This window comes from Muriicola sp. SD30 (assembly GCF_041205185.1).
Classification (GTDB): domain Bacteria; phylum Bacteroidota; class Bacteroidia; order Flavobacteriales; family Flavobacteriaceae; genus Muriicola.
In genome coordinates, this window is the sequence record NZ_JBGEWB010000003.1 from 398336 (window position 1) to 411197 (window position 12862).

Here is a 12862-nt window from a genome sequence, read left to right on the forward strand (position 1 = left end):
ATTTATTATTAAAGTTTTACTCGTTTAAGTCTTAAGCTGTTTGCAACTACGGATACACTACTGAATGCCATAGCTGCACCTGCAATCATCGGGTCCAATAAAAACCCGTTTACGGGATAAAGAACTCCCGCTGCAATTGGAATACCGATGATGTTGTAAATGAATGCCCAGAACAAATTCTGACGTATGCCCAACACGGTTCTTTTTGACAGTTCCAATGCTTTTGGGATGGATTGTAAATCTGACGTTATTAGGGTCATTTTTGCTACATCCATTGCAATATCCGAACCTCTACCCATTGCAATACTCACATTGGCTTGCGCCAAAGCGTGTGAATCGTTGATACCATCGCCCACCATTGCTACTATCTTCCCATCCGCCTGTAATTTTTCGACAAAAGCCGCTTTGTCCGAAGGCAATACTTCGCCTTTATAATTAGATATTCCCACCTGATGTGCCACGGCAGAAGCCGTTTTATTATTATCTCCCGTTAACATATAGACCTCGATGCCTCTTTCTTGAAGCGTAGCTATGGCTTTTTTTGAAGTTTCTTTAATCTTGTCTGCAATGGCCAGTATCGCAAGCACTTGATGTTCGTTAGCAAAGAATATGACCGTTTTTGCCTTTTCTTCGAGACTTTCTGCTGTTTGCATTAAAGAAGCGTCGATTTGAATATCTTTTTCGACCATTAGTTTATGGTTGCCTACATAATATTTTGAACCTTTCTCTGATTGCGCCTTTACACCTTTTCCTGTAATGCTTTCGAAGGAAGTAATTTCTGCTTGTTCACTATTTTCTTCTTTCAAATGATTGACGACCGCTTCTGCCAAAGGATGTTCTGATTGTGCTTCGATAGCCAAAAGAATTTCCTTGTATTCCTTTTGATTTTGAAGTTTCTCCTTCCAGAGTATATCGGTTACCAGTGGTTTTCCTTCTGTAATCGTACCTGTTTTATCAAGGATTACTGCATTCACTTTATGGCCGAGTTCTAAACTTTCGGCATCCTTTATCAGAATATTATTTTCGGCTCCCTTGCCGATACCCACCATTATGGCGGTAGGTGTTGCCAAGCCCAAGGCGCACGGACAAGCGATAACCAACACAGCTACAGAGGTCAATAAGGCTTGTGAAAAGGCATTATCGCCTCCTACTGACATCCAGACGATGAAGGTTACAATGGAAATACCCAATACCACAGGAACGAAAATACCGGCAATCTTATCGACCAGTTTTTGAACGGGTGCCTTACTCCCTTGCGCTTGCTGAACCATTTTAATGATTTGGGAAAGCAGGGTTTCCGCACCTACTTTTTCAGCGGTAAACTGAAAGCTTCCTTTTTGATTAACGGTACCGGCGAACACCTTTTCCCCTTGGGATTTCTGAACTGGAACAGGTTCTCCTGTAATCATACTTTCATCTACATACGAACTTCCCTTGGAAACTTCGCCATCCACCGGAATTTTTTCTCCGGGACGTACCAAAATGGTCTGACCAACTTGTACAGATGAAATAGGGATTTCCTTCTCTTCCCCGTTCTCAATAATTTTAAGGGTTTTAGGCTGAAGCCCCATCAGTTTTTTGATGGCTGAAGAGGTATTTGATTTTGCTTTTTCTTCTAATAGTTTCCCCAAGGAAATAAAGGTGATAATCACGGTAGCCGCTTCGTAATATACGTGAGGCTCGATGCCACGACTTAACCAAAATTCAGAAAAAAAGGTATTGAAAACACTAAAGAGGAAGGCGATTCCGGTACTCAAAGCGACCAAAGTATCCATATTTGCTTTTCCGTGTTTGGCCTGCTTGAAGGCATTGATGAAAAAGCTGCGCCCAAACCAAAAGAGTATAGGAAAAGCCAATACCAAAGAAATCCATTTGCCAGGTTCCCATTGCATATAGAACATTCCCAACACAAAAATGGGCAACGTAAGGATAGCCGACCAGATAGTACGGTTCTTAATATCTTGGTAATGTTTCTGTTGAAGTTCTTGTTGTACTTCCGAAGGGTCTTCGGCATCAATTATAATATCGTAACCGACCTCACGAAGTGCGTTTTGAAGTTGATTAGGGCTCAACCCCTCGTCAAACTCTATCAGAACAGAACTATTTGCAAAATTGACACTTGCATCAAATACGCCTTCTTTATGCTTTAATACAGATTCAACGCTCGCTGCACAAGAGGCACAGGTCATTCCCGTAACAGGAAATGATTCCTGTACTCCTTTTTTAGTATTCTTTTCTTTGGTTTCAAATATGTTGATTGTCTCCATAAACCCATTCTTATTTGTAGACTACAAATTTCAGGATTTAAAGAAATTAATGTATTACGTAATATGCTGAATGATTTGTAGAATTTACTCTTCAAGAATTATTATTAACCTATTGGAATAAGTCGTTAACGATTTATGTTTTTATCATCGCAATGGGAAGGTGTCTATCTGTCTTTACTATTTGTAATCAAATACCCATTGGATTGAATGATCTTTTTTATCTCATCGACTTTGTTTACAGAATGGTTGATATTTTCTGTACAACCCGAGCATACCATTCCTTCAATATTCAACTTTATAGATTGAATATCGGTATTGTTTGTTGCAACATTTCCTACTTTCTCCGTTGAATGAAATATTTGTGGATAATAAGAAACCAATGTCATTACAACAACAAACACTGTAACCAACCACAAATAGAATTTCGACTTAAAAAATGATGGCTTAGCAGTATCACAGTTGCCACAATCGTCCACTCTCTTTATTTATAAACCTGATAAAAAGCCAATCCCAATGACAAAAATGCTTTGGTCAATAGATAAGGTTTCAATGCAATAAGCCAAGAAAAATAGACAGAACTCCCACTAATACCAACTACACTTGTAAGTAGCAAAGGGCCCCAGCAGCATAGTTTGAGGGAAACTGCTGAAAATACAGCATTCCCCATAAATGCTTTTGTGTTCAATTTCGTAATTGTAATACCTAACAGCTTCCTATGCCTTCATTTACCAAATCATCTGTTGTGATTTTGATGTTGGTGCAGCAATTAAATAGTTTTCCGTTAACAGCAATGGCAGGAACTCTTGTAACCCCAAATTCCTTCATTTTTGAAACACAGAATTTACTTTCGCATTGCTCGGACAGATTATGAAATGACATTTCGCAGTCCTTTCCTGCTGTCTCCTTTACTAATTGCACCACAGGCTCGCAAAACAGGGAAGCCTTCAACTATGTTCCTTTTGTTTTGATTCGTGTTTTTGCAAAAACTAAAACTACCGAAATGCACATCTGTTGTTTTAGCTTGTTGGAGAAGGTAATGCTGGCTTTTCAGTCAATTGTCTTTTAAAACTACAAAACAGAAAATTCTGTATGGTGTTAAACGGTGTTATGTGGTCCTCTGTTACACAGCGAATTTTGTCAAATCCATTTTTTAATTCCGATGTTAATTCCTCTTCATTGTATTGTTTTATTTCAAGTCCGCTACATTTTTTTGGTCCGTTTTGTGAAAAGGTTCCTATTATTAAATAACCTCTTACAAATTTTGTCGCTATGTTAGTATATTTTATAATCTGGACATCTGTTGTAAGAAAATGAAAAGTTGCCCTGTCGTGCCAAACATCGAAAGATGTATCAGGTTCAAATTCGGTAATGTCGCTTACAATCCAATTTACTTTACTCGCCTTTTCCCTCAGTCTTTTTTTAGCTTTCGTAATTGCTTTTTCAGAAATATCAAGCACGGTAATGTTCTTATATCCTTCTTCAAGTAAATAGTCAACAAGTTTACTGTCGCCACCACCAATGTCTATAATTCTTGCCTTTTTATTTAGTTTGAACGAACGCATAAACTCCAGTGAAGTTTTTGGTATTTCTTGCGTCCAACTTACCTGGTCTGGATTTTTAGTTTCGTAAACTGTTTCCCAATGTTTCTTTCTGTCTAATGTCATTTTGATATCTCAATTCAGTTTATTGGCAACTCGTTATATAGTCTAATGATTTAAAATATTCCAGAAAAATTAGTAAAAACACCTTACACCTCATCCAAGAATTTTCGGTTTTTGTCCACAGATTTCTTAAACTGCGTAGGTGTCATTCCAGTTACTTTTTTGAACTGATTGCTTAAGTATGCAACGCTACTATAATGTAGTTGAAAAGCTATCTCGCTCAAGGTCAATTCATCATACACAATAAGTTCTTTTACACGTTCAATTTTTTGGTTGATGACGTATTGCTCGAACGTGATACTTTCTACCGACGAGAATAGGGAACTTAAATATTTGTAATCTAAGTTCAGCTCATTACTTATAATATCGGCCCATTTTAATTCGGTCTCTTCATTGGAATAATGTATTTTCTCAATTACCAAATTCTTCATTTGCTCGATAAGCTGACTTTTACGGTCGTCAATCAAACTAAATCCTGCATTTTGTAGCTTTTTTGACAAAGATTTTTTTTCGAATTCATTGAGTGTCGAAACCATTTCTACCTCTCCTAACTTGACAGCTTTGTAATCAATGTTCAATGCCACCAAAATTTCGGAAACTGCGGATATACATCTCGGACAGACCATATTTTTTATGTACAATATTTCTTTCAATACACCGGATTAAGATCCATACTTCGCTCTGAACTCCCACCATGCTTTTAAAAAAATCGCCACTATCACTATTATAAAAATCAACACTAAGGCTATAATACCGTAGATTCGCACCCTTTTGTCTTTTTTTTCCTCCTCTCGGTTTGATTTGATTTTCTTTGATTTCTTCTCTTCCTCTCTTCTTCTCCTTCTTAGTTCGCTCATCGTCATAATTTTAAGTAATTGTATCTTGCCAAAAATTCTTTTGTTAGATTTGAATTGTACAATTTCTATTAAGTACACCACAGCAATTCAAGACTATTAATTCTGTGATAAGGCAAGCAGAACGAGTGTAATCACGATTTGTATCCTACACAGAATTATTTTTGAAATAAAAATATATAAACCTTCTTTTCGCTAAGAAAAATTTTCAGAAGGCCGCATTCTCGACTCTATTCCCTTATCCTAATTCTTATCTTTCACCATAGATGTTCTTTTATATCTTTGTTTTTCACTCCATTTGGCTAACTTTCACCAAGCTGTCAATCAATTTTTCTTACTTTTTAATCTTCTTACCGTAGGTGAACTGATAAACCATAACAAGAATCCGCTGAGCACAGTTATCAGCCCTAGAAGTGAAAAGGCCCTAAGTAATAGGGTATTGAAATTGTCCCTAGTGTCGTAATCCATGGTATGGGTCATCCAAAGAAAATCGAACCACCTCCAATTACGGTATCGAACCGTTTGAAACGCCCCATTTTCAACCGCTACGTATGCCTTTAGGTTCTGTGGGGTATCATATGATATTTCATAGGCGGGCAGAGGCCTACCCCTATACTCATGGTGATCGTCCACGGTGTTTATAAGTTGGATGTAAGCTACTTCAAGCTCTCGCAACATATATCTTTTTGCAACCTGTAGAGCTTCTTGCTGAGTAACCTTTGTTTTTAATTTTCCCGTTTTTGCATTGTACAGTTCGGATTCATTGATCCAGTAATAAGGTTTTCCGGCAATTTCAAGCAACTCCAATGATTCTATGGATCTTCGTAAGTCCAGGTTGTGCGTGCCCATTAAATTGGTGAATCCCGTTTGAATTACTTTCTCTTTCTTAAAATGGTCACCATGTATTTCATCAATGTCCGTCCAACTAAAGTACATGCCACTGATTGTCCACATTAGAAACTGGACACCTAAAAAGACACCTAAGTAGCGGTGTGTTTTTCTAATCCATTTCGCTTTTTTTCTGTTAACCATATTATTTTATTTCGAAAGGAAATTCAATCGTTACTTTTTCCCAACTCATTGAAATTGTTCCGGAAGTCTCTGTTGTTTTTTTCACTTTGTATTCCAGATGTTCCTGAAATTCTTCGGAAATTTTAGGGGTTACTTTAAACCTTAATACATCATCGCTCGAATCATAGTCGTCCTTTCCGTGCTGGTTCCAATTCCTGTTGAAAATAACTGTCCATTCTTCTTTATTGGGAATTACAAAAAACCCATATTTTCCAGATATTAACACTTTACCGTCAATGGTTAAATCTTTGTTTGTTTCCAGCCAAGTAGCCATATGAGCACCAGCCTGCCAGACTTGATCATAAGCCAACAGACCACCGAAAATGATCCTATTCCTTACGCCTGGCGACGAATAATTGATATGAATATGAGCATCACCTATCATTGCCATTGTTTCGGTATGTGGACTTAATGGCTTTTTCTTATCAGGTTCAGCGGTTTGAGAACCTGTTTCTAATTCTTTCGTCACAACTTCTTTGTTCTCTTTCACTTCTTGTTTGCAAGAGACGATTAGAATAATAATTAGTACTGCAGAAAGAAGGATATATTTATTCATTATATTTTACTTTGTATTTCTGGACGAAGAGTGCGTTTTAATGATTTTCCATTTACCATCTATCTTCTCGAGGATAGAAGTTGCCACTCCTTTTTTCTTTATCGTTCGGGAATTCCCTTTTTCGTCTGGTTTTAGGATAATAGTATAAATGTAGGTTTCTGTAGTAAAGGCATAAGGCATATGCACTTCTGCATCAATTTCATAATCTGAAAATTCAAACTTCTTGAAATGTCCTAATTCTGGTCCCAAGTGATGCTCTATATAATCAGAATAAGTGCCCTCAATGCCTCCTTGCTCATAGACTTGGGAATTATCCGCAAAAAGTGCGAAAGTGCGATCTATTGTTAGGTTTTGTAGGGCTTCTTTGTATTTCTTCATTACTGTGATCACAGCATCTTCTTCTGAAGTTATCACAGGTTCTTGGGCGTTGACCGCCACAAAAGCCAATACCGTCATAAATGGTAAGAATATGGTTCTGGTCTTTTTCATTGTTATCGTTTTAAAGCTGTTCATTATTTTTCTTTTCTTTATAAATATTAGTTCTTCTAAACCTTGCCGGTACTCGGTTTTTTCCCTTGATAATAGCAGTAGCTTCCAATTTTTGTGTTTACATGGCCTACTTCTGCCACGTCTTCAAATCCCGCCCATAACATTAAATCCGGTATGAGACCTTTTACGTTGTCGGCGGTGGTGGCAAACCCGTCAAGAATTTGGACCGCATAAAACATGAATCTCATAAGTTTGGATTTGGGCTTTCCCCAGTCCCCTATAACTAACTCTCCATCAGGTTTAAGCACTCTATTTATTTCATTTAAACAAGAAATCTTTGTGTTCTTATCCAATTGGTGGAACACCAATGAGCTAAATACTTTGTCATAAGTTCTATCTGGATATGGAAAAACATCTCCCCCATAAAGATCAAGTTTGATATCAACTTCATTTTCAGCGAACTTCTTTTCCGCAATATATTTAACCTTTGGATCAATATCCAAACCGGTATAGCTTGTGTTTCTATTTCGGTCGTTGGCAATAATTAAATTCTGGCCGGTACCAAATCCAAACTCAAGAATTTGTTCGCCATCTTGTGGATTTAAGAGGTCAATCAATTTATTTCTAAATTTCTTCTCCGGCATAGTAACTGAAATGGTAAAGTCATAAAACTTGGTCAACCAGTCATAGCCCAAGGCGGGAATAAATTCTTTGTTCTTTTTCTTTACCAAGTTAGTCCGTTTGGAAACATTTTTCCTGTTTTAATAATTAATTGTTACAGATCTGTATGACCAGTGTCCAGATGACTATCGATCCAATGATGATATAATGCAAATAACTAAACCATTTCTTAAGCTTAGACTTATGTTTCCTATGCTTTCCACAATCCTTACAACAGTCTTTCATAACAATGTAATTCTCTATATTGTGCCTGTCAAGGGAAGGGTTCTAAAGACAAACCATTAACTAACAATCCCTTCCCAAAACAGGACTTTGTCCTTTATTATTGTTTGGACGGAAATGAGAATGATTAAATAACTATTGTATTAAAGCACTCCCCTACCGTACCCAAAACTTTACTCTACTTTCATTCTCTTCTCAAATAACTTTATACTAATCAAAAAAATCAGCCATGGTAAAATTGTAAACTGCAGTACTGGCGAAATACCCACATCGACTACTGGTAGCAACGGCATTGTCTCAGTGTATGACCAGTCGCCTCGCATGGTATGTAAAACTTCTGCCAGTATCGCACCCGAAAATCCGACAAAAGCCAAAAGCAATACTACGTTCACATCCGTATTTGTAATCCAAAACACGTTTTTATGAATCAGTCCGAAGACAAAGAATAGTATAAACACCATCAACATATCAGCAACAGATGCCAAGGCGCAAAAGGAAATATGTTTCAAATCGTATTCGAACCCTTCATACAGTGGGCCTTGTACTAGCTCCCATACAAAATTCAAGGCAAATGCTGTTACTGCCACAACAACTATGAACCTCCTATAGTTTCGTCTATCCGCTACCCGTTTGGCAAAATGTAGATAGCCCAAAATAACCAAAGTCAACGCTATGGTAGGAACAACGAAAATGCCAGGGCTTAATTCTTCCATTCAAGTTCTACTTACGTTCTTATTTATAAGGGCGTATGATTTTCAAAACCCTTAAAATCACACAATGATTTTAATAACTAATTATTGTTACCTGAAAAGGGGAGGTATATTAAACACTAACCATTAACTAAATCAACTCCCCCCTTTAGGTTTTACTTTTCCAATACCTCAGTCACTTTTCCACAACTGAGCATTTTAGCTCCATAATATGGGTTGCGGATGTCCTCAATAGCGGATAACCAGTAGGCACCACCCTTCAAGGCCATGGGGCAGAAATCCTTATAGAGCTTACCAGATGTAATAGTTCCTCTCAACAGGTTTTCCATTTCATTGCTCAAGTCGGAAAAAGTCTTTCGTTGTCTGTCTAAATTATCGGAAGAAGCGATCTTTTGCGAGGCCACTAATGCAGCATCGGAACCCTCGACTTTTTCTAGTGCTTCATTCAACATTACCGCTCCCTTTTGTGCATCGCCCGGATTTGAACCGACCAAATCATTTTTAATGTGCTCATAATGTTCATAGGCATTGGCCAGATTTTCATTACTGAATTCAAGTGGAGTTTGTTTCATTTCCATCTTACTATGGTCATGGTTCAACTTAATCTTTTCCTGTGCGTAAGAAAAAGTAAAGGTCAGTACCAGTAGGGCTGAAATCCCGTTTTTCAAATTTTTCATTGTTATCATTTTTAAGTTATCCAACTATAAACTATCCTTTAGTTTTGACACCCAGTCCAATACAGTTTTCTTTTCAGTATCTGAAAGTTTTGCATCCCTATGGATAAGGGTGTAAGATGCAAGGGGCATTTCATCTTCCTTGATCTGGCTGATGATGGACCTTAACTTGCTTTTCTTCCTTCGGCCCGAATAGGTGTCCCATTCGTTAAAGTTCAATTCTTCCTTGCCATTTTCTATATGGCCTTCCAAAAACCAAGCGACCGGTTGTACCCTATTGTACCAGGGATAATCTGTATTGTTGCTATGGCAGTCATAACAAGAGGTTTTGATGATGTTCTCGATATTTTTTGGCACCTCGTTTACGACCATAAAATCCGTTTTCGGTACCACATCGCTTTTATTGTGTTCGGTGGGAACAAATTGGATGCCCACCAACGCAACCAGCAAAATCCATCCTGTAGTCTTTACCGCCTTCACTTAATTGATCTGCTTTTGTACACTACCACAGGTCATCATTTTGCTTCCGTAATAAGGATTCTTGATTTCTTCAGTGGCACTTAACCATCGTGCTCCCTTATTATTGTTGTACATTGGGCAATAGGCTTGGTAAAGTGTTCTTTCCGAACCTGTTATGGCCAAAAGGTCAATTACATCTTTGCTCAAGATATCAAAGTGCTCACGTTGGTGCCCTATGTCGCTTTTGGCGATATGTTCCGCATGTTCTGTGGCATCTTCAATAATGTCTGTTAATTCGGCCTGTTGTTCGTCTGAAAATTTGCTCGTGTCAAAGTCCTTAAGGCTACCCTCCAGCTTTTCCCCTGCCGTTGCTGCACCGTCTTTATCATCTGATACAAGGGCGTTTTTGAGCGTAAGGTAGTCCGCGATGACTTCCGATGACATCATTGCCATTTCATCATGATTCATGTTATCATGATCCATTTGTGAATGGTCTTCCATGGTGCCATCCATGTGGCCACTGTCTTCCATTTGTTCGGTATGTTCGCCTTCTTGGCTTTCTTGCTCTTTTTTCTTGTCTTTACAAGATGTGACCGTTAGGGCTATAATTCCCATGGCCAAAATTCCAGTTGTTACGTTTGCTTTTTTCATTTCTGATTTGATTTATGATTAATAAAGGTTATTGATGACGTTTCTCAACTTTTCGGTTATGTCTTCCGCTACTTTGCCCAAATTTTCGTTATGGACAGCTTGCATCGAGGCCATCGGGTTTACTGCGGCAACTTCTACCGTACCTTCCTCTATTTCCTGCACGATAACGTTACACGGTAGCATAGTGCCTATCTTATCTTCGGCCTCCAATGCTTTGTGTGCATAAGGCGGGTTACAGGCACCGAGTATTTTGTACTTCTTGAAATCGACATCCAGTTTCTTTTTCAAGGTCTCCTTCACATCGATTTCGGTCAGAATACCAAAACCTTCGTTTTTTAGTTCCTCGGTAACCTTTTCGATTACTTTGTCAAAGTCTTCGTTCAGCGTTTTATTGAAATAATACTTCATCATTTTAGTTTTTAGAGTTAATCGTTCGTTTTTGTTCTTCGTATTCCTCTTTTGATATTTCGCCCTTTGCGAAACGGTTGTCTAGGATATCCATAGGATTTTCCTTGTTTTTAGAGCTTCGCGGACTTCCTCCTCTGAAAAGGAATAGGGCCAATATCAAAATAACCGGTATCAGTATCCACCACCACATCATCATAACTGTATCTTTTTAATTGTTACATAAACTGTTCTCATTATCGGTCGTATTTTTTCTTTTACTGCTTCTTGTTCTTCATTTTATCTTTCATTTTTTGCATCATTTCTGGATTTTTTTCCATCATCTTCTGCATCATTTCTTCCATCATTTCCGGATTCTCTTCCATCATTTTTTTCATTCTTTCCTTCATTTCCTTTTTCATCATTTCATTATTGTGCATTTTTTCCATCATCATCTTGCGGCCCTTTTCGCTTTCCATCATTTTATCCAGCATTTTGGAATGCATCTTTTTTTTCATTTCAGGGTTCTTGTCCATCATTTGCTGCATATGGGCCTGCATTTTTTCTTTCATTTCCGGATTCTTGTCCATCATCATTTTCATATTTCCCGACTCCATCTGTTCCATATGAGTCTTCATCAATATCTTTTTAGCATCTTCATTCTTTCGTGCCTCGCTAATGAAATTTGTGAACTGAACAGGGTTCGAGATAATCTCTTGGTAAATGGCATTCCTGTTTTCCTCGACCTGCATTGTCTCGGAAGCATTGAAAGTTGATTTGCAACTTATTACTGTTCCTAGTATTCCAATTACCATCAAAAGTTTTACTGTTGTTTTCATTTTATTATTTTTTAAAATGTATAAATCGTCTATCTATTTTTCTTTTTCTTCACTTTTATTTTTCAGGAACCATTTTTCACCTAAAAAAATCAATACCATCAGTATTGCAGCTACAATTACGACCAATAGGTCACTAGAAGCCTTTATCCATAAGAATGCGGCCAAAACAATACAATCCAATAATATTGCAGTATATAGAATAGAGACACGGGCGTTTATGTCTTTTCTCATATTTTTAAGTACGCCCCAATGAATTCCTATATCCATAATTAGATAGAAAATAGCACCTAATGATGCAATTCTTGTAAGGTCAAAAAGAATGGTCATTGTGAGTGCCAATACCACAGTATAAATGAGCATATGTTTTTGCAACTTACCTGGTAACCCAAAATGTTTATGGGGAATTAGATTCATCTGAGTTAGCATTGTAGTCATCCTTGACACTGCAAAAATGCTTGCCACCACTCCTGAGATAGTAGCTATGATTGCAATACCCACGGTGAACCACAATCCGTACTTTCCGAAAGCCGGCCTTGATGCCTCGGCCAAAGAATAGTCCTTAGCTTTGATTATCTCTTCAATAGTAAGATTAGAAGAAACAGCAAATGCAACAAGTAGATATACCACGGTACAGATAGCAAGTGATAGAATTATAGCACGTCCTACATTTTTATTGGGATTGGTGATTTCTTCACCACTATTTGTAATCGTAGTAAAGCCCTTATAAGCTAAGATTGAAAGGGCCAAGGCTCCTAAATAATTGGTAATAGGGTATTCCTTCAAACTCTCTGAAGGGACAACTTCAGAAAATGAAAATCCTGCCGCCCATAATCCACCAATAGCAAATATTGCTATCCCTCCAATTTTTAAGACTGCCATCGCAAAGGATGATTTACCGATAATAGTATTGCCAGAAATATTAATTAAAAAAGCAACGATTAATAGCAATACCCCAAGTATTGGTACCCAAACACTATTGTCATTAATATCAAATAACTGAAGCGTGTACGAACCAAATGTACGTGCTACCAAACTTTCATTGATGACCATTGAAAGTGCCATTAGCAACGCTCCTGAAGCTGTAACCGCACCTTTACCATATATCTTTTTTAGATAGGTAGCAATACCGCCAGCAGATGGATACGCATTGGAAAGTTTCACATACGTATATGCACTAAATCCTGAAATGATAGCACCTACAAGAAAAGCATACGGAAACCATTGCCCTGATAACTCAGCTACCTGTCCTAATAAGGCAAATATTCCTGCACCTATCATAACACCTGTACCAAGCGACACCGCTCCGGTTAAACTCAAACTATTTTTCTTGTATTGTGCCATTTC

The 12862-nt window shown here is 37.8% G+C and carries 16 protein-coding genes; all 16 read right to left on the reverse strand.

The window, feature by feature from the left end; translation table 11 throughout:
• Nucleotides 1-8 precede the first annotated feature (8 nt).
• Nucleotides 9-2267, reverse strand: coding sequence for a heavy metal translocating P-type ATPase (locus tag AB8P51_RS10810; RefSeq protein ID WP_369748847.1), 2259 nt, complete (start codon nucleotides 2265-2267; stop codon nucleotides 9-11).
• Nucleotides 2268-3283: 1016 nt separating this feature from the next.
• The gene (locus tag AB8P51_RS10815) at nucleotides 3284-3931 is read right to left on the reverse strand and encodes a class I SAM-dependent methyltransferase (protein WP_369748848.1); all 648 of its coding nucleotides are present in this window, start codon (nucleotides 3929-3931) and stop codon (nucleotides 3284-3286) included.
• 83 nt (nucleotides 3932-4014) lie between these two features.
• Nucleotides 4015-4581, reverse strand: a complete 567-nt coding sequence (locus tag AB8P51_RS10820) for a helix-turn-helix domain-containing protein (protein WP_369748849.1) — start codon at nucleotides 4579-4581, stop codon at nucleotides 4015-4017.
• A gap of 9 nt (nucleotides 4582-4590) precedes the next feature.
• Nucleotides 4591-4785, reverse strand: a complete 195-nt coding sequence (locus tag AB8P51_RS10825) for a hypothetical protein (RefSeq protein WP_369748850.1) — start codon at nucleotides 4783-4785, stop codon at nucleotides 4591-4593.
• A gap of 321 nt (nucleotides 4786-5106) precedes the next feature.
• Nucleotides 5107-5814, reverse strand: coding sequence for a PepSY domain-containing protein (locus tag AB8P51_RS10830; protein WP_369748851.1), 708 nt, complete (start codon nucleotides 5812-5814; stop codon nucleotides 5107-5109).
• 1 nt (nucleotide 5815) lies between these two features.
• Nucleotides 5816-6409, reverse strand: coding sequence for a DUF2911 domain-containing protein (locus AB8P51_RS10835; RefSeq protein WP_369748852.1), 594 nt, complete (start codon nucleotides 6407-6409; stop codon nucleotides 5816-5818).
• A 6-nt stretch (nucleotides 6410-6415) separates the two neighbouring features.
• Nucleotides 6416-6898: a nuclear transport factor 2 family protein gene (locus tag AB8P51_RS10840; RefSeq protein ID WP_369748853.1), complete on the reverse strand. Its 483-nt coding sequence runs from the start codon at nucleotides 6896-6898 to the stop codon at nucleotides 6416-6418.
• A gap of 56 nt (nucleotides 6899-6954) precedes the next feature.
• On the reverse strand, nucleotides 6955-7629 hold the full coding sequence (locus tag AB8P51_RS10845) for a class I SAM-dependent methyltransferase (protein WP_369748854.1): 675 nt from the start codon (nucleotides 7627-7629) through the stop codon (nucleotides 6955-6957).
• Nucleotides 7630-7974: 345 nt separating this feature from the next.
• On the reverse strand, nucleotides 7975-8514 hold the full coding sequence (locus AB8P51_RS10850; protein WP_369748855.1) for a hypothetical protein: 540 nt from the start codon (nucleotides 8512-8514) through the stop codon (nucleotides 7975-7977).
• A 152-nt stretch (nucleotides 8515-8666) separates the two neighbouring features.
• Complete coding sequence (locus tag AB8P51_RS10855; protein ID WP_369748856.1) at nucleotides 8667-9188, reverse strand: DUF3347 domain-containing protein; 522 nt, start codon at nucleotides 9186-9188, stop codon at nucleotides 8667-8669.
• A gap of 24 nt (nucleotides 9189-9212) precedes the next feature.
• Nucleotides 9213-9665, reverse strand: coding sequence for a heme-binding domain-containing protein (locus tag AB8P51_RS10860; protein ID WP_369748857.1), 453 nt, complete (start codon nucleotides 9663-9665; stop codon nucleotides 9213-9215).
• Nucleotides 9666-10295 carry a DUF3347 domain-containing protein gene (locus AB8P51_RS10865; RefSeq protein WP_369748858.1) on the reverse strand — a complete coding sequence of 210 codons (630 nt, stop codon included), beginning with the start codon at nucleotides 10293-10295 and terminating at the stop codon, nucleotides 9666-9668. It lies immediately after the preceding gene.
• 18 nt (nucleotides 10296-10313) lie between these two features.
• Nucleotides 10314-10703 carry a DUF302 domain-containing protein gene (locus AB8P51_RS10870; RefSeq protein ID WP_369749155.1) on the reverse strand — a complete coding sequence of 130 codons (390 nt, stop codon included), beginning with the start codon at nucleotides 10701-10703 and terminating at the stop codon, nucleotides 10314-10316.
• Between the two features lie 4 nt (nucleotides 10704-10707).
• On the reverse strand, nucleotides 10708-10899 hold the full coding sequence (locus tag AB8P51_RS10875; protein WP_369748859.1) for an SHOCT domain-containing protein: 192 nt from the start codon (nucleotides 10897-10899) through the stop codon (nucleotides 10708-10710).
• A 58-nt stretch (nucleotides 10900-10957) separates the two neighbouring features.
• Nucleotides 10958-11518, reverse strand: coding sequence for a hypothetical protein (locus tag AB8P51_RS10880; protein WP_369748860.1), 561 nt, complete (start codon nucleotides 11516-11518; stop codon nucleotides 10958-10960).
• A 33-nt stretch (nucleotides 11519-11551) separates the two neighbouring features.
• Nucleotides 11552-12859, reverse strand: a complete 1308-nt coding sequence (locus tag AB8P51_RS10885; RefSeq protein ID WP_272650999.1) for an APC family permease — start codon at nucleotides 12857-12859, stop codon at nucleotides 11552-11554.
• Between the last annotated feature and the right edge of the window lie 3 nt (nucleotides 12860-12862).